The sequence below is a fragment of the Acidovorax sp. GW821-FHT09B03 genome (genome assembly GCF_059418305.1).
On the sequence record NZ_JBWKPP010000012.1, the window covers coordinates 165,196 to 191,119 of the forward strand.

The window sequence follows — 25,924 nt, forward strand, 5'->3', positions numbered from 1 at the left end:
GCGCCCGCCACAGTGCGAAATGCGCCCACTCCACCCAGCGCCATGGAGTATCGACATCTTAGTTGCACAATTAAATTAACTGAATTACACTGCGGCCACAGACAAGGAGAAGAGCCGTGGCACACAGCAACCAGCTTCTGGTGATCGACCCGCAAAACGACTTCTGCGACCTGCCCGCCGCGTGGCAGCCCATCGACCCGGTCACGGGCCTGCGCACCGCCCCCTCGCTGCCGGTAGCGGGCGCCCATGCCGACATGCAGCGAACAGCGGCCTTCATTCAAGCCCACGGCGCAGCGCTCGACGGCATCACCACCACCCTCGACTCGCACCAGCAGTTCGACATCGCCCACCCCGGCTACTGGCAGCAGGCCGACGGGCGGGCCGTGGCGGCCTTCACCCCCATCACTGCGGCGCAGGTGCGCGCCGGCTCTTTCGTGCCCCGCAACGGCGCCCTGCTGCAACGCACCCTGCAGTACCTCGATGCCCTGGAGCAGCAAGGCCGCTACACGCTGATGGTGTGGCCCGTGCACTGCGAGATCGGCAGCTGGGGCCATGGCGTGCACGCCGATGTGCTGGCCGCCTGCAGTGCATGGCAGCTGCAGCGCCAGCGCGCCGTGCACAACGTCTTCAAGGGCACCAACCCCTTCACCGAGCACTACAGTGCCATCGAGGCCGAGGTGCCCGATGCGGACGACCCCGGTACGGCCCTCAACACCCGGCTGCTCGCAGCGCTGGGCTCCGCCGACCGGCTGTTCATCGCCGGCGAGGCCAGCAGCCACTGCGTGCGCGCCACCACCGAGCACATCGTGCATCACCTGCCCCGGTTGCAGCCGGGCTGGACGCCTGAGCGCATCACCCTGCTGACCGACTGCATGAGCCCGGTGGGTGGCTTCGAAGCCCAGCACACCGCGTTTCTCGACGCCATGCGCGCCCAGGGCGTGCAGCTGGCCCGCAGCACCGACGATTGCTAGAACGTGTTTACGATCTAAGGAGTTTCCATGTCCGACCACGTCATCCACAGCCTGCTCGATACCGACCTCTACAAGTTCACCATGTGGCAGGCCCTGCTGCACGGCCACCCGCAGACGCAGAGCGAGTACCGTTTCGTCTGCCGCAACCAGAGCGCCTACCCGCTCACCGAACTGCTGGACGAGGTGAACGCCGAACTCGACCACCTGTGCACGCTGCGCTTTGCCCCCGACGAGTTGGCCTACGTGGGCGGCTTGCGCTACATCAAGAGCGACTTCATCGACTTCCTGCGCATCTTCCAGTTCCAGCGCAGCTTCATCGAGGCCTCGGCGGTGGACGGCCAACTGCACATCGTGGCGCGCGGCCCGCAGGTGCATGTGATGGGCTTCGAGATCTTCGTGCTGGCCATCGTCAACGAGCTGTATTTCCGGCGCTTCGACCCCGCCGCGGCGCTGGCCGAAGGGCGCCGCCGCCTGGCCGCCAAGGTGCAGACGCTCAAGGACCTGGCACAGCAGGCCACGCTGCGCCACCCCTTCGAGTTGTTCGACTTCGGCCTGCGCCGGCGCTACAGCGGTGCCTGGCAGCGCGAGGTGGTGCAGACTTTCGCGCGCGAAACACCGCAATGGTTCAAGGGCACCTCCAACGTGCTGCTGGCCCGCGACCTGGGCCTGGTGCCCATCGGCACGATGGCGCACGAATACCTGCAGACCTACCAGGCCCTGGGCGTGCGGTTGCGCGACTTCCAGAACACGGCCCTCGAAGAGTGGGTGCAGGAGTACCGCGGCGACCTCGGCATCGCGCTGACCGACACCGTGGGCATGGACGCCTTCCTGGCTGACTTCGACCTTTACTTCGCCAAGCTGTTCGACGGCCTGCGCCACGACTCGGGTGACCCGGTGGCCTGGGGTGAGAAGGCCCTGGCCCACTATGCATGCCTGCGCATCGATGCACACACCAAGCGCCTGGTGTTCTCCGACGGGCTTACCCTGCCGCGCGCCCTGGCGCTGTACCAGCACTTCGGCGACCGCACGCAGCTGGGCTTTGGCATCGGCACCAACCTGACCAACGACATGGGGCAGACGCCGTTGAACATCGTGATGAAGCTCACGCGCGCCAACGGCCAGCCCGTGGCCAAGCTCTCGGACACGCCCGGCAAGACGCTGTGCGACGATGAGACCTTTCTTGCCTATCTCCGCCAGGTCTTCCACGTCAAGGCGTAAACGACCCCGAGGATTTCCCATGCTCCGCATCACCCTTGCCCAACTCAACTTCACCGTCGGCGACATCGAAGGCAATGTCGCGCGCATGGTGGCTGCCGCACGGCAGGCCGCCAGCGAACAGGCCGACCTCGTGGTCTTCAGCGAGCTCGCGCTGTGCGGCTACTACCCGGGTGACATGCTCGACGAAGGCGCTTTCCAGCAACGTGTGGCTGCAGGGCTGGCCGCGCTGCAGCAGGCCTCGGCCGAGCTGCCCGGCCTGCACTGGGTGGTGGGCGCGCCCACGCCCGCCCAGGGGCCCGGCAAGCGCCTGCACAACAGCCTGCTGGTGCTGCACGCCGGCGCAGTGCGGCTGCGCTACGCCAAGCAACTGCTGCCCACCTACAACATCTTCGACGAGCGCCGCCACTTCGAGCCCGGGCCTGATGTGGCCAAGGTGCTGCGCATCGGCAATGCCCAGGTGGGCCTCCTGATCTGCGAGGACGGCTGGAACGACAGCGGCGCTGACTACGCGACCAACCCATTCGACCGCATGCGCGACGCGGCACCCGACCTGGTGGTGAGCATCAACGCCAGCCCCAGCCACATCGCCAAGCGCGAGCAGCGCCACCAGATCTTCGGCGATGCCTCGCGCCGCAACGGCCTGCCCATCCTGTATGTGAACCAGATCGGCGGGCACGACCAGATCGTGTTCGACGGCGCCTCGTTCGCGGTGGAGCCCGAGGCGGGCATCGTCTTCGAGGCCCGGCGCTTCGTGGAAGACGTGCGCACCCTGCAGTTCGACAACGGCCGCTTCCTCACCGCCGAAGGTGAGACGCCCGAAGCCGTACCCGCACAGGGCCTGCCGACCATGGAGTTCTACCGCCAGCAGATCGTGCTGGGCCTGTCGGACTACGCGCGGCGCTGCGGCTTCAAGCAGGTGGTGGTCGGCAGCTCTGGCGGCATCGACAGCGCGCTCACGCTGGCGCTGGCCGCCCAGGCGCTGGGGCCCGAGAACGTGGTGGGCATCACCATGCCCTCGCGTTTTTCATCGAGCGGCTCGGTCGACGACTCGGTGGCCCTGTGCCGCAACCTGGGTGTGCAGTTGCTCACCCACCCCATCGCCGACCAGGTGGCCGCCTATGCGCAGCAGTTCGAGGCGAGCTTCGGCCAGGCCCTGCAAGGCCTGCCGCTCGAGAACCTGCAGGCGCGCATCCGCGGCACCGTGCTGATGGAGTACTCCAACGCCTTTGGCCACCTGCTGCTGACGACGGGCAACAAGTCGGAGATCTCCGTGGGCTACTGCACGCTGTACGGTGACACCAATGGCGGCCTGGGGCTGATCGGCGACCTGTACAAGACGGAGGTCTTCGCCCTCTCGCGCCACATCAACGCGCATGCCGGCCGCGAACTGATCCCGCAGGCCATCATCGACAAGGAGCCCTCGGCCGAGCTGGCCCCTAACCAGCGCGACGTGGACAGCCTGCCGCCCTACCCGGTGCTCGACGAGGTCCTCAAGATGCTCATCGAGGGCGACCGGCTGGCGCCTGCGGAGTACGATGCCGCCAACGCCTTCGTGCAGCAGCTGGAGCAGGGCGACGATGGACGCGCCCTGGTGCACCGGGTGCGCATGATGGTCGCCCGCAACGAATACAAGCGCCGCCAGGCGCCACCCATCGTGCGCGTGCGTGCGCGCGCCTTCGGCAGCGGCCGGCAGATGCCGATCGCTGCCCGCTACGTCTGATCCAATACAGTCCCATGTACGACACCGCCCTCTATATCGGCCGCTTCGAACCCGTCCACCAGGGCCACATGGCCCTTTTGCAGCGCGCGCTCGACAGTGCCCGCAACGTCATCGTGGTCATGGGCTCGGCCTGGCAGGCCCGCTCGCCCAAGAACCCGTTCACCGCCGCCGAACGCGAGCAGATGCTGCGCGAGGCCCTGCCCGAAGCCGACCGCGCCCGCGTGCAGGTGCTGCCCGTGCGCGACTACTACAACGAAGCCGTGTGGGTGCAGGCCGTGCGCGAGGGCGTGGCCGGCATCGCACCCGGGGCCGGCAGCATCGGGCTGGTGGGGCACTTCAAGGACGCGACCAGCAGCTACCTGGGCGCCTTCCCGGGCTGGGAGCTGATCCATATGGAGCGCCAGGGCCGCATCGACGCCACGGCCATCCGCGATGCCTACTTCGGCGCCACACCGGCCACCGTGCGCACGGAACTGGACGACCTGCGCAGCGAGATGCCCGCGAGCACGCTGGCATTCCTGGAACGCTTTGCGCAGACGCCGCATTTCGAGGCCCTGCAGGAAGAATGGCGCATGCTGCGCCGCTACCGCGAAGCCTGGTCCGCAGCGCCCTACCCGCCGGTGTTCGTGACGGTGGACGCCGTGCTGCGCTGCCAGGACCATGTGCTGCTGATCCGCCGTGCCCACGCGCCCGGCAAGGGCCAGCTGGCCGTGCCCGGCGGCTTCATCGAGCAGCGCGAGACGGTGTGGCAGTCGTGCCTGCGCGAGCTGGTGGAAGAGACCCACTGCAATCTTCCCGAGGCCACCATGCGCGCCGCGCTGCAGGCCGTGGCCGTATTCGACCACCCCGACCGCAGCCAGCGCGGGCGCACGCTCACGCATGCGCACTATTTCGACCTGGGCCAGGCGCCCTTCCCCACCGTGCAGGCCGACGACGACGCCCAGCAGGTGCAGTGGACGCCGATTGCCGAGCTGGCAGGCATGGAAGAGGAGTTCTTCGAGGACCACTTCCACATGCTGGACCATTTTCTGCACCTCACCGACGCCCAGCGGCCGGCCAGGTGATGGTGCCGCTTCGGCCCTGGGAGCCCGGCGGGAAGCCGTTCACAGATTGAAGGTAGGTCAGGGCTGCTGGTGGGCGCGCAGCCAGTCCGTGAAGGCGCGCACCGGCATGGGCCGCGCGTACAGGTAGCCCTGGTACTGCGCGATGCCCCGCCGCGCCACCCAATCGAGCTGCTCCTGCGTCTCCACGCCTTCGGCCACGGCGGTGAGTTTCATCAGCCTGGAGAGCGAAACGATCAGCTCGGCCAGCGAGCGGTTGGCATCCGTGTCCTGGATGAAGGTCTTGTCGATCTTGAGCGTATGGACCGGAAAGCGCTGCAGGTAGGCCAGGTTGGAGTAGCCCGTGCCGAAGTCGTCCAGCGCAATGGTCAGGCCCAGCGCCGACAGTTCACGCAGCACGCTCAGCACATGCTGGTCTTCGCCCAGCAGGATGGATTCGGTGATCTCCAGTTCCATGCGCGCGGGATTCACACCGGCCTGGCGCAGCACCGCGGTGATGTCGTGCAACAGGTCGGGCGAGGCGAACTGCCGGGGCGACAGGTTGACCGACACCACCAGGTCCCAGCCCTGTGCCACCCAGGCCACCTGCTGGTGCGCGGCCTGCGCCAGCACCCAGAGCCCCAGCTCGCCGATCAGACCGGTGGTCTCGCAGGCGGGAATGAAATAGGCAGGCGACACCAGGCCCAGGCGCGGGTGGTTCCAGCGCACGAGCGCCTCCACGGCGCGGATGGTGTTGGTGGCCACATCGACGCGGGGCTGGAAGTACACCTCGAACTCCTCGCGCTCCAGCGCCTGGCGCAGTTCCTTTTCGAGCTCGGTGCGGCTGCGCACCGTCTCGGCCATGCGTCCGTCGAAGTACGCCAGGGTGTTGCGCCCGCGTTCCTTCGCCGCGTACATCGCCAGGTCGGCGTTGCGCAGCAGGATCTCGATGGTTTCGCCGTCTTGCGGGTACAACGCCACGCCAATGCTGGAAGTCATGCGCAGCTGCGTGCCGGCCACCGACAGCGGCACGGCCAGCGCAACGGAGATGCGCTCGTGCAGAGCATCCAGGTCCTCGCGGATGCGCTGCGAAGTCAGCAGCACCAGGAACTCGTCGCCCCCCCAGCGGGCCAGCACCTCGGTGCCATGCCGCGTGTGGCGCAGGCGCTGCGCCATGGTCACCAGCAGTTCGTCACCCGCGGCATGGCCCAGCGTATCGTTCACGTCCTTGAAGTGGTCCAGGTCGATGAGCAGCAAAGCCGCTTCCAGCGACTGGGCCCGGGCCTCCTCCATCGCGCGCGCAAAGCGCTGCGTGAAGTGGGCCCGGTTGGGCAGGCCGGTGAGCACGTCGTGCAGCGACTGGAAGTTGGCACGCTCCTCCGTGTGCTTGATGGCGCTGATGTCGGCCTCGCTCACCAGCACGGCCTCCTGGCCCGTGACGGCATCCTTGCAGCGGCGCGCCGACAGTTCGTGCCAGCGGTCGCCCAGGGGCGTGCGCACCGCCAGCGTGAGCGTGCCCACGCCATGCTGGTCCAGGCTGCGCGAGAGTGCGGCAAAGGCCGCTGTACTGCCGATGCGGTCCTGCAGCCGCTCGCCCGGGCTGAGCACGGCGGCACGCGCGGCCGGGTTGCGGTAGAGCGCCGCGCCGCTGGGGTCGTACAGGGTGATCATCACCGCCGTGTGCAGCAAGGCCTCCACGGAGCGCAGCGATTCGGGCGGCACCATGCCCACGGGCTCGGCCTCGCAGAGCATGCTCATGCGGCCATCGGGCAAGCGGTGCCCACTAAAACGCACGTTGAGCGAAACCGCCACGCCGCCGGGGTAGATGGTCCATTGCTCGTTGAAACTGGCATCGGCCCGCAGCAGGAAGTCGCTCTGGTACTGGGCCAGCCGCCGTGCCACCGATTCGGACATGTCATGCCCCATGTCGCGCCCGCACAGCTCGGCCAGCGTGGTGGCACTCCACACGGCCAGCGCGGGGGTATTCGCCCAATGCACGCATTGGCCGTCGATGTCGAACACCCAGACCGGGCGTGACAACCACTCCAGGGCCGCGTAGCGCACAGCGCGCTCGGCCAGATCACTGCCGGACGGCAGGCGGTTTGCCGGCAGGCGCGCTGCCGGGGTGGGTGCCGACAGGCTCATGCCAGCCCGCAGCCCGGCATCAGGCGCGAGGACTGCGTGCGCAAAAGGGTCGGCAACAATCGGGCGGGCATCGACGGCAGATCGGCGGGGTCAAAAATCAAGCGCAGGTTGCGCCAGAAGCAATTGCTTGCATCTTCGCACACTCCTGTGATCGGCCCGCGTCGATCCGGTGGCGCTGGCCCCCCGTTCCCGGTGCCTCGGTCAAGCCACGCGGAACTGGCCCACGGTCTGCGACAGGGCCACGGCCTGCTGGCTCAGCGACTGGGCCGCAGCCAGGGCCTCCTCGACCAGCGCAGCGTTCTGCTGCGTGCCCTGGTCCATCTGCGAGATGGCCTGGTTCACCTGGGCGATGCCGGCGCTCTGCTCGGCGCTGGCGGAGCTGATCTCTGCCACCATGGTGGTCACGTTCTTCACACCGTCGACCACCTCGCGCATGGTGGAGCCGGCCTGCTCCACGAGCTGGGTACCTACGCCGACCTTGGCCACGGAGTCGTCGATCAGGCCCTTGATCTCCTTGGCAGCGGCGGCACTGCGCTGCGCCAGGCTGCGCACTTCGCTGGCGACCACGGCAAAGCCGCGGCCCTGCTCGCCCGCGCGCGCGGCTTCCACGGCGGCATTGAGCGCCAGGATGTTGGTCTGGAAGGCGATGCCATCGATCACGCTGATGATGTCCACGATCTTGCGTGAGGACTGGTCGATGGAGCCCATGGTGCCCACCACCTGCTGCACCACGTCGCCGCCGCGCACGGCCATGTCGGAGGCGGCGCGTGCCAGTTCATCGGCACGGCGTGCGTTGGCAGCGTTCTGCTGCACGGTGGAGGTCAGCTGTTCCATCGATGCGGCGGTCTCCTGCAGCGCACTGGCCTGGGACTCGGTGCGGCCGGACAGGTCGCCATTGCCGGCCGCGATCTCGGCCGAGGCGGTGTTGATCGAATCGGTGCTGTCGCGCACCTGGCGCACCAGATGGGCCAGGTTGTCGCGCATGGCGCGGATCGCGTGCAGGATGCTGGTCTCATCGCCAGGCAGGGTGACGACCTCCACGGCCAGGTTGCCCTCGGCGATCTGCGTGACCACGTCGGCCGCGTACTGGGGTTCGCCGCCGAGCTGGTGCACCAGCGTGCGCAGCATGCGCCATGCCATGAGGGCGATCACCAGCATCAGCACCGCGCCGATGGACAGCAGGATGGCCGTCTCGCGCCAGAAGGCGTGGTCGATGTCGTCGATGTAGTCGCCAAATCCGATGGTCCAGTCCCAGGGCTCGAACTTGATGATGGCGTAGAGCTTCTCCACCTCTTCCTTGGCACCCGGGCGCGTGCCCTTGGCGATCACCGTGCCGATGGTCTTGCCCTGCAGCGCGGCGCGGTAGCGTACGCCGGCTTCCTTGCCGCCCTTTTCATCGACGATGCCGATGCGCTTGGGGTTGGGGTGCACGTAGTTCACGTCGTTGGTGAAGCCGCGCACGAAGAAGTACTTGTCCTTCTCGACAAAGCTGCCGATGTTGCGGCGGGCTTCCTTTTGCGCATCCTCGCGCGAGAGTGCGCCGCTATTTTCCTGCTCGTAGGACTTCTGGGCAGCCGCATGCGCGAGCACCACCAGGTTGGACAACTGCTCGGTGCGCTCCTTCATCATCGACTGGTACAGCGTGGTCAGGGCCACTGCGGACAAAACGACCAAGCCCAGCAGGGTGGCCGCACACAGCCAAAGAATCCGGGTTCGCAATTTCATGGGCGGGCTTTCTCTTTCAGGATACGGAACAAGACGTAACCAGAAGATACACCCAGATTGCCCAATTTTTAATCAAAGCCCCGATTTGTCACGGTTTTGTCACAATTTGACGCTATGCACCGCGAACCGCACGGGCCGCTTGTACAGGGGCGATGGGGCCAGGGCAGCCTCACAGGGCCAGCCGGGAGCACACATGTAAAACCCGCCCGGCGTGTAGCGCAGCCACAACGCCGACGGGGCGTCGTGCGGGCTCAGGTGCCCGCACGCTCGAGCATGGCGTGCAGCAGCACATTGCAGCCCGCCGAGATGTGCTCGGGCTTGGCGTCCTCGATCTCGTTGTGGCTGATGCCGTCCTTGCAGGGGATGAAGACCATGCCGGCCGGCGCCAGGCGCGCCATGTACACGGCGTCGTGCCCGGCGCCCGAGACGGCCGGCATGTTGGAGTAGCCGAGCTTGGCCGCGGCACGTGCCACCGCGTCCACGCAGTCGGCATGGAACACCTGGGCCGGGTAGGCCGAGACCTGCTCGATGACGATCGGCAGGCCGGTGTCGGCGCTCAGTTGGGCGGCCACGGCGCGGATGTCCTGGTCCATGCTCTCGCACAGCGCGTCGGTGGCATTGCGCAGGTCGATGCTGAACTTGACTTGCCCCGGGATCACATTGCGGCTGTTGGGGTGCACGTGCACCATGCCTACGGTGCCGCGCCCGTGCGGCGGGTGGCGGTGGGCGCAGGCCACCACCTCCTGCATGAGGTGCGTGGCGACCTGCAATGCATCCTTGCGCAGCGCCATGGGCGTGGGGCCGGCATGTGCCTCCATGCCCGTCACGGTGCAGTCGTACCAGCGGATGCCGAGCACGCCGGTCACCACGCCGATGGTCTTGTCGTGGTCCTCCAGCACCGGGCCCTGCTCGATGTGGGTCTCGAAGTAGGCGCCGATGGGGTGATCGCCCGGCACCTGCTCGCCGATGTAGCCGATGCGTTCGAGCTCGCCTTTCACGGTCTTTCCCTCGGTGTCGGTGGCGGCATAGGCATGCTCCAGCGTGAAGGCTTTGGCGAACACGCCCGAGCCCATCATCACCGGCACGAAGCGCGAGCCCTCCTCGTTGGTCCAGAAAGCGACCTCGATCGGTGCCTCGGTCTCGATGCCATGGTCGTTCAGGGTGCGAACTACCTCGATGCCGGCCAGCACGCCGTAGTTGCCATCGAACTTGCCGCCGGTGGGCTGGGTGTCGATGTGGCTGCCGGTCATGATGGGCGGCAGGCTGTTGTTGCGCCCGGGGCGGCGCATGAAGCCGTTGCCGATCTGGTCGATGGTCACGCTCATGCCGGCCTCGCGCGCCCAGCGCGTGACCAGGTCGCGGCCCTGCTTGTCCAGGTCGGTCAGCGTCAGGCGGCACACGCCGCCCTTGGGCGTGGCGCCGATCTGCGCCAGCTCCATGAGCGAATCCCACAGGCGCTCGCCGTTGATGCGCAGGCTGTCGATGTCGGTCTTGACTTTGGTGTCCATGGTGTTCTCCTGATTGGTTCTCTCAGCGGGCGACCGCGGTGGGTGCCAGGTCCTGGGCGCGCTTTTGCACGGCCTGGAAGTTGGCGCCGAAGGCCGGGCGCTTGAGGTAGCGGCCCTTGCCCTGCTCGGCGCGCAGGTCACCGTTGGCGTAGACCACGCGGCCCTGGCTCACGGTGTGGCTCGGGATGCCGCGCACGGTGCGGCCCTCGAAGATGTTGAAGTCACCCTTGCTGTGCTGCGTCTTGGCCGAGAAGGTCTTGGTGCCCTCGGGGTCCCACAACACCAGGTCGGCATCGGCGCCCTCGCCGATGAAGCCCTTGCGCGGGTAGATATTGAACAGCTTGGCCGCATTGGCCGAAGTGATGGCCACGAACTCGCTGGGCGTGAGGCGCCCGGTGTTGACGCCGCCATCCCAGAGCGCAGCCATGCGCTCCTCGACACCGCCCGTGCCGTTGGGGATCTTGGCAAAGCTCTCCTTGCCCATGGCCTTCTGCGCGGCGCAGAAGGTGCAGTGGTCCGTGGCCGTGGTGTGCAACTGGCCCGACTGCAGGCCACGCCACAGCGCCTCCTGGTGGCCCTTGGGGCGAAACGGCGGGCTCATCACATAGGCGGCGGCCTTGGCAAAGTCGGGGTCCCGGTACACGCTGTCGTCCACCAGCAGGTGCCCCGCCAGCACCTCGCCATACACGCGCTGGCCGCGTGCACGGGCGCGGGCGATGGCGTCGGCCGATTCCATGCAGCTCACATGCACCACGTAGATGGGCACGCCCAGCACGTCGGCGATGGCGATGGCGCGGTTGGCCGCCTCGGCCTCGACCATGGGCGGGCGCGACAACGGGTGGCCCTCGGGCCCGGTGATGCCCATCTTGGCCACCTCCTGCTGCAGCAGGTACACGAGCTCGCCGTTCTCGGCGTGCACCGTGGGCATGGCGCCGAGCTCCAGCGCGCGCTTGAAGCTGTTCACCAGGGTTTCGTCGTCGCACATGATGGCGTTCTTGTAGGCCATGAAGTGCTTGAAGCTGTTCACGCCCTCTTCCTGCACCAGCGTGCCCATGTCGGCGCGCACTTGTTCGCTCCACCAGGTGATGGCGACGTGGAAACTGTAGTCGGCGGCCGACTTTTCGGCCCAGCCGCGCCACTTGCGGTAGGCGTCCATGATGGATTCCTGCGGGTCGGGAATCACGAAGTCGATGATGCTCGTGGTGCCGCCCGCCAACGCTGCGGCCGTGCCGGTGAAGAAGTCGTCCATGGTGACAGTGCCCATGAACGGCAGCTGCATGTGGGTGTGCGGATCGATGCCGCCAGGCAGCACGTACTGGCCACTGGCGTCCAGCACCTGCGCACCCGCGGGCGCCTGCACGGCCGCACCCTCCCCGACGGCCACGATGCGGCCCTCCACACACAGCACATCTGCGCGCTGCTCGCGGTCTGCATTGACCACGGTGCCACCGCGGATCACTAGGGCTTGGCTCATGGGGTTCTCCTTCAGGGGTTGCAGGGGTGGCCTGTGCCACAGGCCCGCAGCAGGCCCGATGGGACCGCTGCGGGGCGTATCGTCATTTCTTTTTCGCAGTCAGGTAGTAGTAGGTGCCGGCCACGGCCAGGCTGAAGAACCAGCCAAAGTCGAACAGCGACTGCAGCAGGCCGGGCACGGAACCCTTGTCCACCACACCCGAGACCGCCAGGTAACCCGGCAGGCAGGGCAGCACGCCCAGGAAAAATGCAACCAGTGCCTGGATGTTCCAGCCATTGCTGTACTCGTACTCTCCGCCGCGGCGGTACAGGTCATCCACCTTCAGTTCGGTCTTGCGCACCAGGTAGTAGTCCACCAGCAGGATGCCGGCGATGGCCCCCAGCAGCGTGCCGTAGCCGCCCAGCCAGGTGAACAGGTAGCCGCCCGAGGTGGCCAAGAGTTTCCAGGGCATGAAGCCCAAGCCGATGAGCGCGGCGATCAGGCCGCCCATGCGAAAGCTGATCTTCGAAGGTGCGATCTGGCTGAAATCGTAAGAGGGCGAGACCAGGTTGGCCGCCACATTGGTGGTGAGGTTGGCCAGCAGGATCACCAGGAGGCCGATGCCGGCAGCCACACTACCCATCTGCGTGAGCAGGCCGTCAGGGAACAGCTGCGCCTTGCCATAGAGAATGGCCGAGGCCGAGAAGCCGATGACGCCCACCATGGAAAACAGGGCCATGGGAATGGGCAGGCCGATGGCCTGGCCAATGACCTGGTCCTTCTGCGAGCGCGCAAAACGCGTGAAGTCGGGGATGTTCAACGCCAGGGTGGCCCAGAAGCCCACCAGGCCGGTCAGCGCCGCCCAGGTCTTGGGCCCGCCCTCCACCACCTTGGCGGGCAGGTTGAACAATTGGCCCGAGGGCACCTTCATCATCAGCACCACGACCAGCAGCAGCGAGGCCCCGACCATCAGCGGCGCAGCGATCACCTCCAGCAGGCGGATGGACTCGGGCCCCTTCCAGATGAACCAGATGTGCACCGCCCAGAACGCCAGGAAGCACATGAACTGCGAGGTGCTGATGGTCTGCCCATCCGCGGGCCCGGCAAGCCCCATGCCCAGGATGTTCAGAAAGCCGTGCAGGGCCAGCGCGCCGAAGTAGCAGTTGATGGAGAACCAGCCGCAGGCCACCAGCCCGCGCAATACCGCCGGCAGATTGGCGCCTTTGACGCCGAAGGAGGCGCGCGCCAGCACCGGGAATGGCACGCCATAGCGCGGTCCGACACGACCGATGAGCACCATGGGAACCAGCACGATGCAGTTGGCCAGGAACACCAGCCACACCGCCATCTGCCATGTGAAGCCCTGGTCCAGCATGGAGCTTGCCATGGTGTAGGTCGGCACGCAGACCACCATGCCCACCCACAGGGCAGCATAGTCCTTCCACGCCCAGTGGCGCTGCGCCGGCGTGGTCGGGAGCAGATCTTCGTTGGCCAGCGGATTGGACGCTGCGCCGGGCAGATGCCCCGCCCCATGGACGGCGCTGCCGGTACTATGGTTCATGCCTGTACTCCTGTGAAATGTTTACTTCTTGGGGTTGCACACAAGCCGCTGTCTGGTCCGGCGCTCCGGTAACGGCAGATGGCGGACTGGAACGCGTTCACCGCGCTCCGGGGGAAGCCGGCGATGCTATAGACCCGCTGCCGGCTCCGCCAGATGCAGTGCAGCACTGCGTTGCGATTGCGCACTCACCGCGCCGGATGGCATGCCCCCGCATCACGCGCCCGCGGCCACGCGCTGCGGGTTGTTCGGGTGCGTGGTCCAGTTCGCGTACTCGCCCGTGACCACCTTGCCGGTGCGCGCATCGACCTCGCCCGGTTCCAGGCTGCGCAGGGTGATGCACTCGGGCACGGGGCAGATCGAGACGCACAGGTTGCAGCCCACGCACTCGGCATCGTTGACCTCGAACTTGCGCACGCCGCCTTCCTTGGTGAAGGTGATGGCCTGGTGCGAGGTGTCCTCGCAGACCACGTGGCAGCGGCCGCACTGGATGCAGGCGTCCTGGTTGATGACGGCCTTGTCGATGTGGTTGAGGTTGAGGTTCTTCCAGTCCTTGACGGTAGGCACGGCCTGGCCCTGGAAGTCGGCGATGGTTTCGTAGCCATGCTCGTCCATGAAGTTCGACAGGCCGTCGCACATGTCCTGCACGATCTTGAAGCCGTAGACCATGGCCGCCGTGCACACCTGCACCGTGCCGCAGCCCAGCGCGATGTACTCGGCCGCGTCGCGCCAGGTGGTGATGCCGCCGATGCCGCTGATCGGCAGGCCCGCGGTCTGCGCATCGCGCGCGATCTCGGCCACCATGTTCAGGGCGATGGGCTTGACGGCCGGGCCGCAGTAGCCGCCATGCGATCCCCAGCCATCGGTGCTGGGGCTCATGGTCATGCGGTCCAGGTCCACGCCCATGATGGAGTTGATGGTGTTGATCAGCGACACCGCGTCGGCCCCACCGGCCTTGGCCGCGCGCGCCGGGTGGCGCACGTCGGTGATGTTGGGCGTGAGCTTGACGATGACCGGCAGGCGGCTGTAGTGCTTGCACCAGGCCGTGACCATCTGGATGTACTCGGGCACTTGGCCCACGGCGGCGCCCATGCCGCGCTCGCTCATGCCGTGCGGGCAGCCGAAGTTGAGCTCGATGCCATCGGCCCCGGTGTCCTCGACCAGGGGCAGGATGCTCTTCCAGCTCTGCTCTTCGCAGGGCACCATGAGCGAGACGATCATGGCGCGGTCGGGCCAGTTGCGCTTGACACGCTTGATCTCCTCGAGGTTGGTGTGCAGCGGCCGGTCGGTGATGAGCTCGATGTTGTTCAGCCCGATCACGTGCCGGTCCTGCGACATCAGCGTGGAATAGCGCGGGCCGTTGACGTTGACGACCGAGGGGTCCTCGCCCAGGGTCTTCCAGACCACGCCGCCCCAGCCGGCCTCGAAGGCGCGGGTGACGTTGATCTCCTTGTCGGTGGGTGGCGCCGAGGCCAGCCAGAAGGGATTGGGGCTGCTGATGCCCAGGAAATTGCTGCGGATGTCGGCCATGGTGTGGTGCTCCGGTAGGTGGCGGTAGGACGTCGCGCGGGCTCAGGCGCCCAGCAGCGTGGCGTGGATGGAGATGGCAGCCACCTTGCCGTGCTCCACGGCCTCCACGGTCAGGTCGCGCCCGCCGGCACGGCAATCGCCGCCGGCCCAGACGCGCGCCAGGCTGGTGCGGCCCTCCTCGTCCGTGGCAATGCGGCCGCCCGTGAGCGCGATGGCCTGGCCCACCGGCTCGGGCACATAGGTCTGGCCGATGGCCTTGAGCACCATGTCGGCCGGGATCACGAAGCCTTCGCCCGTCTCCACCAGCCGGCCGCCCTCCATCGCCGTGGCGGCAAAGCGCACGCCGGTGACGGCACCGTCGGCGCTGAGCACCTCCTTGGGCGCGGCGAAGTGGCGGATGGTGACGCCATTGGTCTGCGCCCATTCCTGCTCGACCTGCGAGGCGGACATGCTCTCGGCCCCGCGGCGGTAGGCGATGGTCACCTCCTCGGCGCCGAGCTTGCGCGCCTGCACGGCGGCGTCCACTGCCGTCATGCCACCGCCGATCACGACCACGCTGCGGCCCACGGGCAGGGTGGACAGGTCAGCCGTCTGGCGCAGCTCGGCAATGAAATCGACCGCGTTGCGCAGGCCCGTGGCCGTGGGCTCGGCAATACCCAGGGCGTTGACGCCCGAGAGGCCCAGGCCCAGGAACACCGCATCGTGGCTGGCCAGCAGGCTATCGAGCGTGATGTCACGGCCCAGCAACTGGTGCGTGCGCACCTCGATGCCGCCGACCGAGAGCAGCCATTCGACCTCCTTCTGGGCAAAGTTGCCGGCGGTCTTGTAGCTGGCCAAGCCGTATTCGTTGAGGCCGCCGAGCTTGGGGCGGGCGTCGAACAGCACCACGTCGTGCCCGCGCACGGCCAGGCCATGGGCGCAGGCCAGGCCCGCAGGGCCGGCACCGACCACGGCAACGCGCTTGCCCGTGGGTGCGGCGCGCTGGAACAGTGGCGCACCGGGCTTGGCGAAGAAGGCGTCGGTCGCGTAACGCTGCAGCGAGCCGATCTCGACGGGCTTGTCTTCATTGGTGTTGCGCACGCAGGCCTGCTCGCACAGCACCTCGGTGGGGCAGACGCGGGCGCACATGCCGCCCAGGGGGTTGGCCTCCAGGATGGCGCGGGCCGCGCCGCGGTTGTTGTCCTGCGCGATGCGGTGGATGAAGGAGGGGATGTCGATGCCCGTGGGGCAGGCCGTGGCGCAGGGCGCGTCGTGGCAGTAGTAGCAGCGCTCGGCCTCGATCAGCGCCTGCGGGCGCGTCAGCGGCGGGTGGGCGTCGCCGAAGCGGGTGGCGTAGTCGGCCAGGTTCAGGCGTGCGGCATGAATGCCGCAGGCGTGGCTTGCGGGTGTGTCCATCAGTGGTCCTCCGGCAGGGTCAGGGTGGGGGTAGGGGCGCTGTATGCCTGCCGCGCAGCGGCGTGGCCTGATCCGCACGGACGGCGGCAGGGTGCTGCGCAAACAGTGCACGCGCTGCCTGCACGGGGGCAGGCAGCCGCAAATTCCGGAGGTTTCATCGTGGGCCTCGCTAGGGGGTGCAGGTGCCCGGTGCTTTGTCTGCACCAGTGCCCTGCTGTTGTTCAATTTACCAACTGGTAAAAATTTACCAATTAGTAAAATCCCTACAGCAAGCCGCATGCCAGGCTTTTGCCAGCCACATTGACACACAATGGTGCAATGACCGACGCCCGACAGCCCTCTCCTGCCCCCGCCCGGCGGCGCCCGGAAGCCCCCTCCGCCCCTGCCGCGGAGGCCGCCGCCAAGGCGCCCACTGCATCGCGCCTGCTCAAGGAGCAGGGCATCCTGACCGAAGCCGAGAACCATTTCGCGCAGTTCGGCTTCGAGGGGGCCTCCCTGGAGAACATCGCGGCGGCCATCGGCATCAGCCGGCACAACCTGTTGTACTACTTCCCGAACAAGGAAGCGCTCTACCAGCGCGTGCTGGACGATGTGCTGACCCAGTGGCTCGAAGGCATGGAGGACCTGTCGCACAGCGACAACCCGCAGCAGGCGCTGCGCCGCTACATCCGCGCCAAGCTGCGCTATTCGCGCGAGCGCCCCAATGGTGCAAAGGTATTCACCAAAGAGGTGATTGCCGGTGCACCACGCTATGGCAAGGCCATCGCCGCGCGGGTGGGGCCGCTGCTCAAGGCCGAGGTGCGCACCTTCGAGCGCTGGGCGCGCGAGGGGCGCATCGCGCGCGTCAATTTCACGCACCTGATGTTCATCATCTGGTCCGTCACCCAGGCCTATGCCGAGCAGGAGGCCCAGTTCGCCCTGCTGCTGGGCAAGCCCGCGCTGACCGAGCGCGACTACGCCAGGGCCGAGGAGCTGATCTGCCGCATGGTGGTCAAGGCGCTGGAGCCCGAGTCTGACGCCGGGAAGGACAACAGCGCACCCGAGGTGGATTGATCACCCGGGCTGCGCACACCGCGCCAACTGGTCGCGGTCGAGCAGCTCGACCACCCGGTAACCCACGCGCAGCACCCCGTCTTCCTCCCACTGCTTGAGCTGGCGGTTGATGCTCTGGCGCGAAACGCCGAGCATGAAGGCCAGGTCCTCTTGCGAAACGGCCAGCACGGTGGTGGCGCCATCGCCGGCCGATCGGGAATCGAGTGTCATGAGCCGGTGCGCCAGCCGCACAGACAGCGGCTGCAGGATGGCGTCGTCGATCCAGGCCAGGGCCTGGCGCAGCCGCAGGCACACCAGCCGGGTGAAGGCCATGTGCAGCGCCGGCTGCGTGGCGACCAGGTGGTGGAAATCCGCCGCCTGGACCACGGCGACCTCGGACGGCTCCACCGCGCAAGTGTCATACACGCGCTGCTGGCCGACGAACAGCGAGACCTCGCCGAACCAGTGGCCCGGCTCCAGCACCGCGATCACGGCCTCGCGCCCATCGGGCGCGGCCACGCTCACACGCAGGGCGCCCTGCACCATGCCGAACAGCGCATCGGGCGCCGAGCCCTTGAGAAACAGTGAATCGCCGCGCTGCAGCTGGCGCCGGTGCGCCACCTGCAGCAATGCGTCCTGCACCTCCTGCGGCAAACGCAGGCGCTCGTCCGCCCGGTGGCCGAGGTGGGCCGGCAATTCGGCAGTGCTTGCCGGTTCAGGCAGGGATGGCATGGCGTGCGCTCGCTGAGAGGGGGGTAGCTGGCGCCGCCATTGTGCGTGCGCACGGGTCGCCCCGGGCGACGCCTGGCGGACACCTGCGGGTTTGTACCAAGCCGCAATTGCCAACACCGGACAGTCTCGCCGCGGCGCTCTGCGGATAGTGGGCCTGCTGCAGCCCACTGCTGCATCCCTGTACCGCAACCGACACCAAGGATCCCCATGACGAACGCCCCCACCGCCACCGCCGAGCGCAATGCGCGCCGCGAAAAGACCGTGCTCGACCACTTCGCCGACGAGACGCGCCAGGATTTCGACGCCGTGCTGAGCACCTTTCCGCACCCGCACTACGAGCTGATCCCCACCGGCGAGGTGCACGACGGCAACGAGGACGTGCGCCGCTACTACACGGCCACGCGCCAGGCCTTTCCGGACCAGCGGCACGAGATCATCCAGCTGCGCCATGCCGGCGACTCGGTCATCGTGGAGTTCTGGCTGCTGGGCACGCACAAGGGGCCGCTCGGCGCGCTGCCGCCCACGGGCAACAGCTTCCGCTGCCGCATGATCGCGCTGTTCATCTTCGACGAGGCCGAGCACCTGGTCTGCGAGCGCGTGTACTTCGACACGCTGACCATGCTGCGCCAGTTGCTGGTGGGTGTGCCACCGGCCGCGCTGCCCGGCATCATCGGCTCGCTGCTGGGCGGCCAGGCCGCCAGCTCCGGCAAGGCCCCGGTGCCCGAGCAGGCCACGGCATGAGCGGGCGCCTGCAGGGCCACCACGCGGTGGTGACCGGCGGGGCGCAGGGCATAGGCCTGGCGATTGCGCGCCGCTTTCTGGACGAAGGCGCGACCGTCTCGCTGTGGGACATCGGCGCCCTCGCCCTGGAGGCAGCCACAGAGGCGCTGGACGCACCCGGGCGCGTGTTCACCGCCGTCACCGACGTGCGCGACGAGGCCGCCGTGAACGCCGCCACGCAGGCCAGCGCCGCCGCGCTGGGTCCGGCCACCGTGCTGGTGAACAACGCGGGCGTGCTGGGCCCGCTGGTGCCCACCTGGGAACACAGCGCCACCCAGTGGCGCACGGTGCTGGACATCAACCTCACGGGCGCCTTCCTGTGCTGCCGCGCGCAGGTGCCGCAGATGCTGGCCGACCTGGCCAGGCAACGCGCCCCCGCGCTCGGGCGGCGCGTGGTCAACATCGCCTCGGTCGCGGGCAAGGAGGGCAATGGCCTGAATGCCGCGTACTCCGCCTCCAAGGCCGGCCTGATCGCCTTGACCAAGTCGCTGGGCAAGGAGCTGGCCGGCGCAGGTGTACTGGTGAACTGCATCACGCCCTCTGCCGCGGAAACCGGGGTGTTCGACGGTGTTCCCGAGGAACACCGTGCGCAACTGCACCAGGCCCTGCTGTCGCGCGTGCCCATGGCCCGCTTCGTCACACCGGCCGAGGTGGCGGCCATGGCTGCCTGGCTGGCATCTGCCGACTGTTCGTTCAGCACCGGCGCCGTCTTCGACATCTCCGGCGGCCGCTCTTTGTACTGAGGAGACCCCCATGAACATGATGACCGAACCCCTCACGCCGGCCCGCCTGCTGCAGCCGGTCCCCGACTTCGATGGCGCACGCAGCGCCCCCACGCCGCAAGACCGGCTGCGCGCGCTGCGCCGCGCGGGCGAACAGTTCCGCGAGCGCCTCCTGGCCGAACCGGCCGTGCGCTACGCGCGCAGCTTCGACCTGCTGCGCATCCCCTACCCGGCCTGGTACGCCTTCAACGGCGTGTACTCGCAGCAGTTGCTCAAGCCGCACATGGTGCACCTGCTGGCGCGCACGGTGCTGGTGCAGTTCGAGGATTTCGAGGGCCAGCTCAGAAACCTGCTGTTCACCCCCGCCGATTTCGAGACCGGCAGCGAGACGCCCTATTTCAAGCGCCTGAGCGAGCAGACCCCGAAGTTCCTGCACGGCGTGATCGCGCCGGTGCACGGCACGGTGCTGCAGGCGCTGGCCTCGGTGGGCGTGGCGCCGGAGCAGATCGACTTCATCACCTACGACCACCTGCACACCCAGAACCTGCGCCGCTGGCTGGGCACAGGCAGCGAGCGCGGCCTGCTGCCCAATGCCCGGCTGCTGGTGCACCGCCAGGAGCTGGCCAGCGTGGCAGGCCTCTTGCCCACACAGGCCGACTGGTACTGCCCTGAGGGGTTGCAGGGCGTGGCGCCCGAACGCATCGTGCCCTTCGACGGCAGCGTGCAGCTGGGGCGCGGCATCGCGCTGGTGCACACGCCGGGCCATACCGAGGGCAACCACTCGCTGGTGTACCGCACCCCGGATGGCATCCTTGTGAGCAGCGAGAACGGCGTGAGCGCCGACAGCTGGGCGCCCGAGGCCTCGCGCCACAACGGCATCCGCCGCTACGCCAAGGCCACCGGCTCCGAAGTCATCCTGAACGGCAACACGCAGGAGGGCAGCGTCGACCAGTACCTGTCGATGGTGCTGGAGAAGACCATCGCCGGCACCTCGGCCACGCATGGCTTCAGCAATGTGGTGCCGTCCAGCGAATGCTCGCCGCACTGGCTGTTTCCGGGGGCGCCCACCAGCCACCTGTGGGGTGCCACCACTTCGGGCGCACTGCAGCGGCCCAACTGATGCCGGCCCGCTGATTTCTCCCCTACAAGACAAATAACCGAGACAAACGCCATGAACTCCCCCGCTGCCATCTTTCCCGCCGATGCGGGCGCCTCGCAAGCGCCCGCCACAGCCGACGACGCCACCTACCGCCAGATCGCCTGGCGGCTGATCCCCATCCTCTTCGCCTGCTACGTCTTCAACTACCTGGACCGCACCAACATCGGCTACGCCCAGCTGCAGATGAAGACGGATCTGGGTTTCAGTGACGCGGTTTTCGGCCTGGGCGCGGGCATCTTCTTCATCGGCTATGCGCTGTTCGAGATCCCGAGCAACATGCTGCTGGCACGCGTGGGCTTTCGGCTCACGCTGCTGCGCATCATGGGGCTGTGGGGCCTGGCCTCGGCCGCTACGCTGTGGGTGACCACGCCGGCGCAGTTCTATGTGCTGCGCTTCCTGGTGGGGGTGTTCGAGGCGGGCTTTGCGCCGGGCGTGCTGTTCTACCTCACGCTGTGGTTTCCGTCGCAGCGCCGGGCCAAGGTCACGGCGCTGTTCTTCATGGCCTATGGCGCGGCGCCCATCGTCGCCGGGCCGCTGGCAGGCGTGACCATGACCTGGCTGGACGGCGTCTGGTCGCTGCATGGCTGGCAGTGGTTGTTCCTGGTGGAGGGCCTGCCCTGCGTGCTGCTGGCCGTGCTGGCCTACCGACTGCTCGACGACGGGCCGCAGGCCGCGCGCTGGCTCACACCCGCACAGAAACGCCAGGTGCAGGACGACCTGGCGCGCGACCAGGCCGCCAGCGGCGCGGATGCGCGCAGCAGCTTCGGCAGCGCGCTGCGCAACGGCCAGGTGTGGCTGCTCGGTTTCATCTCCTTCCTGGTGATCCTGGGCATCTACGCCATGTCGTTCTGGCAGCCCACCATGCTCCAGTCCATGGGCCTGTCGGTGATGCAGATCGGCCTGTACTCGGTGGTGCCGGCAGTCACCGGCATCGCCGCCACGCTTGCCATCGCCGGGCATTCCGACCGCCGGCAGGAGCGGCGCTGGCACTTCGCCGCCACGGCCTGCGTCGGCGCCGTCGGCCTGTCGCTCACCACCCTGTTCATGCACAGCCCGGTGGCGGCCGTGGCCTGCCTGTCGCTGGCTTCCATCGGCATCTCCAGCGCCTTCGCCATTCTCTGGGCCGTGCCCGGCAGCCTGCTGAGCCGCAATGCCGCGGCCATGGGCATCGCGCTCATCACCACCATCGGCGGTACGGCCGGTGTGGTGGCGCCGGTGATGGTCGGTGCCATCAAGACGGCGACCGGCGGCTTCACGCTCAGCCTGCACCTGCTGAGCGGCGCCCTGGTGCTGGCCGCCGTGCTGATGGTGCTGGCCGTGGGGCGCGGCCGGCAGGCAGCGCGCTGAACCCCTCTCCCCTGGGCCTGGGACAAATTGCCCCACCCCCGCCCGTGCGCGGGGCCCCGGGGCGATAATCCGCGCATGCACGCGCTGCGCACCTCGTCACTGCTGGCCCGCCTGATCCTGGCGTGGTTCGTGCTGACCGTGGGCGCGGCGATCGCCTCGCCCATCGTCCACCCCCAGGCCCTGCAGGTGGTCTGCACCACGGGCAGCAGCATCAAGCTGGTGGTGGTCGGCGAAGACGGCGGCGCCACCGAACTGGGTCGGCACACCCTCGATTGCGCGATGTGCCTGGGCGCCGGCGCGCCACCACCTCCCGTTCAGCAGCACGCACAGCGCCATGAGCCCCTGGCCCACGCGCTCACGCCCACCGTGGCCGCCGCCATCGCGGCCATCGCCGGTGCCCCCCTGCCCGCACGCGGGCCACCGACCTCCCTCGCCTGACCTGCGTTGCCGCGTGCCCATTGCCGGGCATGCGCGCGCCTGTACATGCAGCCACCGCGCCCTGATGGCGCCGGTGCGCCTCCCGGCGGTCCACCGTCGCTCCCTGACACGTTCCCTCAATGAACACCCCATCGACACCATCCCTCCTGGCCGCTACCGCTGCGCCTGGCCCCTCCCACCACCGCCGCGGCCTGCTGGCCCTGGCGCTCGCCCCGCTGCTGGCGGCCACGCTCGCTGCCTGCAAGAAGGCGCCCCTGGCCTACCAGGGCATGGACATCACGGGCGCCGAGTACGCGCGCGATTTCCAGCTCAAGGATGCCCAGGGCCAGGTGCACACGCTGGCCGACTACCGCGGCAAGGCCGTGATGCTGTTCTTCGGCTTCACGCAGTGCCCCGACGTGTGCCCGACCGCCCTCACCCGCGCGGCAGAGATTCGCCGCCTGCTCGGCGACGACGGCCAACGCCTGCAGGTGCTCTTCATCACCATCGACCCCGAGCGCGACAACCCGACCGTGCTGGGCGCCTACACCCAGGTGTTCGATCCGAGCTTCATCGGCCTGTACGGCGACCTGGAGCAGACGGCGGCAGCAGCCAAGGAGTTCAAGGTCTATTACAAGAAGGTGCCCACGGGATCCTCCTACACCATGGACCACTCGGCCTTCAGCTACGTCTTCGATCCCCTGGGCAAGCCCCGGCTCGTGCTGCGCCACGAGCAAAGCGCCAAGGCCTGCGCCGACGACCTGCGCCAGTTGCTGCAGCAGTCCGCCTGAACCGACATCCACCCCATCCAGGAAATTTCCATGCATTCCATTCCACGCCTTGCCTCTCTCGCCATCGCTCTGGCCTCACTCGCCGGCACCGCCCAGGCCCAGGTCACCGTCAAGGACGCCTGGGTGCGCGCCACCGTGCCCCAGCAGCAGGCCACCGGCGCCTTCATGCAGCTCAGCGCCGCGCGCGACACGCGCCTGGTCGCGGCCAGCTCACCGCTGACCCAGGCGGTGGAGGTCCACGAGATGGCCATGCAGGACAACGTGATGCGCATGCGCCAAGTGCCCGGCGTGGACCTGCCGGCCGGCAAGCCCGTGGAACTGAAGCCCGGCGGCTACCACGTGATGCTGATGGACCTGAAACAGCAGGTGAAGGCCGGCGACACCGTGCCGATCACCCTGGTCTTCGAGGGCAAGGACGGCAAGCGCGAGTCGGTGGCCATCCAGGCGCCCGTGCGCCCGCTAAACGCCACGGCCGCGCCCGCCGCGCATGGCGAGCACAAGCACTGAAGACGGCCCACCATGTCCCCCTCCCTTCGCACCACCGTCCAGGCAGTCCACGTGCTGGCCGGCCTGCTGGCCGCATCGCAGGCCATGGCCCAGGAGGCGGCTGCAGCGCTGCCCTCCGTCACCGTCACCGCGTCCCCCGCGCGCGAGGCGCAGCAGCGCGCCGGCAGCCTGGCCACGGGCGCCGCGGCCTCCGCGCTCGACGTGCCGGCCTCCGTCACCAGCGTGTCGGCCGAGCTGATGCGCGCCCAGTCGGTCACCACGCTGCAGGAGGCGCTGCGCAACGTGCCCGGCGCGCAGGCCGACTCGGGCTTCAACGGCAGTCACAGCCAGTTCTTCGTGCTGCGCGGCGCCGTGGCCGACAGCGGCACCGGCTCGAGCCGCGTGCTGCGCGATGGTGTGCGCCTGTCCAACTATGCCTTCGTGCCGGCTTTCACCGAGAGCGTGGACGTGCTGCGCGGGCCGGGCGCGGCCATCGGGCTGCGCAGCGAGCCCGGGGGCAGCGTGAACATCGTGACCCGCCAGCCCGAGCTGGCCAATTTCGGCTCGGCCAACCTCGGCGGCGGTGCGCACGGCGCGCTCGACGCCACGGTGGACCTCAACCGCGTGCTCTCGGCCGAGCAGGAACTCGCGGCGCGACTTACCGTGACGCGCTCCACCGCGAGCGAATGGCGCCATGTGCCGGACCGGCTCGACGGCGTCAAGCTCGGCGTCGCCAAAAGCGATGGCGAGCGCTACCACCTGCGCCTGGGCGTGGAGGCCACGGACCAGGCCTACCGGCCCGACTACGGCCTGCCCGGAGTGGGCGGCCGCCCCGCGGCCGTGCCGCAGGACCGGCAGCTCGGCGAGCCCTGGGCGGACTCGACCACGCGCAACACCCTCGTCGACCTGCACGGCGATGTAGAGATTGCGCCGGACACGCGGCTGGCGCTGGACGCCACCCACCTGCGCGGCAGCAGCACCTCGGTGCGCCAGTCCGTGGGCGCCGCCGTGGCGGGCGCGCCGCCAGGCACGTTTGTGCGCCGGCTGGCCTACGAGCCAGGCACCGAGCGCCGCATCAACGCACTGGCCACCAGCCTGACGAGCGAGCAGTCCTGGGGCGCCACGCGCCACCACCTGTTCGTGGGCCTGGACCGCTACACCGAGACGCTGGACCAGCCCTCGGCCGGCGTGGCCAGCGCCACCAACCCCAACATCAACGTCTTCAACCCGGTCTACGGGCTGACCACGCGGCCTGGCAGCTTCAGCTTCGCCACGACCACGCAGGACCTTTCGAGCACCGCCCTGTCGCTGCAGGACCGCATCGAGTGGGATGACTGGAGCATCGTGGCAGGGCTGCGCAGCACGCGCCAGGATTTCCTGTACGGCGCGGCTGGCACACGGGGCGTGAAGGAGAGCAAAACCTCGCCCAAGCTGGCCCTGCTGCGCAAGCTGTCGGGTGCGGACTCGGTCTACGCCAGCTACAGCACGGGCACCGCACCCAACCAGGCCTCATCCGCATCGGGCCAATCGCTGCCCTCGCGCAAGAGCCGGCAGGTCGAGGTGGGCTGGAAGTCGCTGTGGAACGGCGCTCGCCTGCAGTCCGACGTGGCTCTGTACCGGCTGGAGCAGACAAACCTGCTATCGGGCGACCTGTCCACGCCCAGCATGTTCGACAAGACACTGGCCGGCAGCGGTCGCTCGCAGGGCCTGGAAGCCAGCCTGGGCGGCGACCTCACGCGCGACCTGCGGGTGCAACTGGCCTACGCCTACACGCAGGCGAAGTTCGTGGACAACACCGAGTACCCGGGCAAGGCCATCCCCAACGTGGCGCGCCACGCCCTGAGCCTCTGGGGCCAGTACCGCTGGAATGCCGAGCACGCCACCGGCGCGGGCCTGTACGCCCAGGGCGCGCGCCATGCGGACATCCAGAACACCACCGTGCTGCCGGGCTATGCGCGCGTGGACCTGTCGCACACCTGGCGCACGCAGCTCGATGGCGGCCGCCAGCTGGAGCTGCAGCTGGCCTTGCGCAACGTGTTCGACAAGGCCTACTTCGTGTCGAGCCACCTGCACCTGAGCAGCTACCTCACGCCGGGGCAGGAGCGCAACCTGTACGCCTCGGCACGCTACAGCTTCTGACCCCGACAGGCCTGGGCAGGGAGCTGCCCGGCTGCAGGGATGGAATTTTTCCGCAT

Annotated in this window: 21 protein-coding genes; 13 read left to right on the forward strand and 8 right to left on the reverse strand. The window is 68.3% G+C overall.

The features are described 5' to 3' along the window. The first annotated feature begins 116 nt into the window (after window positions 1-116). From AC07PA_RS20965 to AC07PA_RS20980, 4 genes are read left to right on the forward strand one after another with little or no spacing between them, the layout of a single operon-like run. On the forward strand, window positions 117-971 hold the full coding sequence (locus AC07PA_RS20965) for a cysteine hydrolase family protein (RefSeq protein WP_494608740.1): 855 nt from the start codon (window positions 117-119) through the stop codon (window positions 969-971). A gap of 27 nt (window positions 972-998) precedes the next feature. Beyond that, a complete protein-coding gene (gene pncB / locus AC07PA_RS20970) occupies window positions 999-2,189 on the forward strand; it encodes a nicotinate phosphoribosyltransferase (protein WP_494608741.1) in 1,191 nt (396 codons plus the stop codon). 19 nt (window positions 2,190-2,208) lie between these two features. Beyond that, window positions 2,209-3,909 (forward strand): NAD+ synthase, encoded by a 1,701-nt coding sequence (locus tag AC07PA_RS20975; RefSeq protein ID WP_494608742.1) that lies wholly within the window; start codon window positions 2,209-2,211, stop codon window positions 3,907-3,909. Between the two features lie 14 nt (window positions 3,910-3,923). Then, window positions 3,924-4,973, forward strand: a complete 1,050-nt coding sequence (locus tag AC07PA_RS20980; RefSeq protein ID WP_494608743.1) for a bifunctional nicotinamide-nucleotide adenylyltransferase/Nudix hydroxylase — start codon at window positions 3,924-3,926, stop codon at window positions 4,971-4,973. 57 nt (window positions 4,974-5,030) lie between these two features. Here the strand turns inward: AC07PA_RS20980 and AC07PA_RS20985 are convergent, their stop codons facing one another. The 7 genes from AC07PA_RS20985 to AC07PA_RS21015 all read right to left on the reverse strand — a co-directional run bounded on the left by AC07PA_RS20985 (window position 5,031) and on the right by AC07PA_RS21015 (window position 16,263). After that, on the reverse strand, window positions 5,031-7,094 hold the full coding sequence (locus AC07PA_RS20985; RefSeq protein ID WP_494608744.1) for a putative bifunctional diguanylate cyclase/phosphodiesterase: 2,064 nt from the start codon (window positions 7,092-7,094) through the stop codon (window positions 5,031-5,033). A 201-nt stretch (window positions 7,095-7,295) separates the two neighbouring features. Beyond that, on the reverse strand, window positions 7,296-8,819 hold the full coding sequence (locus tag AC07PA_RS20990) for a methyl-accepting chemotaxis protein (protein ID WP_494608745.1): 1,524 nt from the start codon (window positions 8,817-8,819) through the stop codon (window positions 7,296-7,298). Between the two features lie 251 nt (window positions 8,820-9,070). Continuing rightward, window positions 9,071-10,327, reverse strand: coding sequence for a Zn-dependent hydrolase (locus AC07PA_RS20995; protein WP_145694559.1), 1,257 nt, complete (start codon window positions 10,325-10,327; stop codon window positions 9,071-9,073). Window positions 10,328-10,349: 22 nt separating this feature from the next. Beyond that, window positions 10,350-11,801 carry a dihydropyrimidinase gene (hydA, locus tag AC07PA_RS21000; RefSeq protein ID WP_007856682.1) on the reverse strand — a complete coding sequence of 484 codons (1,452 nt, stop codon included), beginning with the start codon at window positions 11,799-11,801 and terminating at the stop codon, window positions 10,350-10,352. Window positions 11,802-11,883: 82 nt separating this feature from the next. Further along, complete coding sequence (locus AC07PA_RS21005; protein WP_145694561.1) at window positions 11,884-13,341, reverse strand: NCS1 family nucleobase:cation symporter-1; 1,458 nt, start codon at window positions 13,339-13,341, stop codon at window positions 11,884-11,886. A gap of 213 nt (window positions 13,342-13,554) precedes the next feature. After that, window positions 13,555-14,868: an NAD-dependent dihydropyrimidine dehydrogenase subunit PreA gene (gene preA, locus AC07PA_RS21010; RefSeq protein WP_007856684.1), complete on the reverse strand. Its 1,314-nt coding sequence runs from the start codon at window positions 14,866-14,868 to the stop codon at window positions 13,555-13,557. A gap of 42 nt (window positions 14,869-14,910) precedes the next feature. Further along, on the reverse strand, window positions 14,911-16,263 hold the full coding sequence (locus AC07PA_RS21015) for an NAD(P)-dependent oxidoreductase (RefSeq protein ID WP_494608746.1): 1,353 nt from the start codon (window positions 16,261-16,263) through the stop codon (window positions 14,911-14,913). A gap of 318 nt (window positions 16,264-16,581) precedes the next feature. On the opposite strand from AC07PA_RS21015, the gene AC07PA_RS21020 reads away from it, so the two are divergent. Beyond that, window positions 16,582-17,316 carry a TetR/AcrR family transcriptional regulator gene (locus tag AC07PA_RS21020; protein WP_494608747.1) on the forward strand — a complete coding sequence of 245 codons (735 nt, stop codon included), beginning with the start codon at window positions 16,582-16,584 and terminating at the stop codon, window positions 17,314-17,316. Here AC07PA_RS21020 and AC07PA_RS21025 read toward each other — a convergent pair whose 3' ends face one another. Further along, entirely contained in the window at window positions 17,317-18,027 is a 711-nt protein-coding gene (locus tag AC07PA_RS21025; protein ID WP_494608748.1) for a Crp/Fnr family transcriptional regulator, read from the reverse strand. A 207-nt stretch (window positions 18,028-18,234) separates the two neighbouring features. On the opposite strand from AC07PA_RS21025, the gene AC07PA_RS21030 reads away from it, so the two are divergent. The 8 genes from AC07PA_RS21030 (at window position 18,235) to AC07PA_RS21065 (ending at window position 25,868) form a co-directional block, all read left to right on the forward strand. Next, the gene (locus tag AC07PA_RS21030) at window positions 18,235-18,768 is read left to right on the forward strand and encodes an ester cyclase (RefSeq protein WP_145694564.1); all 534 of its coding nucleotides are present in this window, start codon (window positions 18,235-18,237) and stop codon (window positions 18,766-18,768) included. After that, window positions 18,765-19,550 (forward strand): SDR family NAD(P)-dependent oxidoreductase, encoded by a 786-nt coding sequence (locus tag AC07PA_RS21035; protein WP_494608749.1) that lies wholly within the window; start codon window positions 18,765-18,767, stop codon window positions 19,548-19,550. Before AC07PA_RS21030 ends, AC07PA_RS21035 begins: the two co-directional genes overlap by 4 nt. 10 nt (window positions 19,551-19,560) lie before the next feature. Next, the gene (locus tag AC07PA_RS21040; RefSeq protein ID WP_494608750.1) at window positions 19,561-20,649 is read left to right on the forward strand and encodes an MBL fold metallo-hydrolase; all 1,089 of its coding nucleotides are present in this window, start codon (window positions 19,561-19,563) and stop codon (window positions 20,647-20,649) included. Window positions 20,650-20,700: 51 nt separating this feature from the next. Continuing rightward, complete coding sequence (locus tag AC07PA_RS21045) at window positions 20,701-22,035, forward strand: MFS transporter (protein WP_494608751.1); 1,335 nt, start codon at window positions 20,701-20,703, stop codon at window positions 22,033-22,035. Between the two features lie 75 nt (window positions 22,036-22,110). Then, on the forward strand, window positions 22,111-22,473 hold the full coding sequence (locus AC07PA_RS21050) for a hypothetical protein (RefSeq protein ID WP_007856692.1): 363 nt from the start codon (window positions 22,111-22,113) through the stop codon (window positions 22,471-22,473). 119 nt (window positions 22,474-22,592) lie between these two features. Then, complete coding sequence (locus tag AC07PA_RS21055; protein WP_494608752.1) at window positions 22,593-23,243, forward strand: SCO family protein; 651 nt, start codon at window positions 22,593-22,595, stop codon at window positions 23,241-23,243. 30 nt (window positions 23,244-23,273) lie between these two features. Then, window positions 23,274-23,750, forward strand: a complete 477-nt coding sequence (locus AC07PA_RS21060) for a copper chaperone PCu(A)C (protein ID WP_007856694.1) — start codon at window positions 23,274-23,276, stop codon at window positions 23,748-23,750. 12 nt (window positions 23,751-23,762) lie between these two features. Continuing rightward, window positions 23,763-25,868 carry a TonB-dependent receptor gene (locus AC07PA_RS21065; RefSeq protein ID WP_494608753.1) on the forward strand — a complete coding sequence of 702 codons (2,106 nt, stop codon included), beginning with the start codon at window positions 23,763-23,765 and terminating at the stop codon, window positions 25,866-25,868. The last annotated feature ends 56 nt before the right edge of the window (window positions 25,869-25,924 follow it).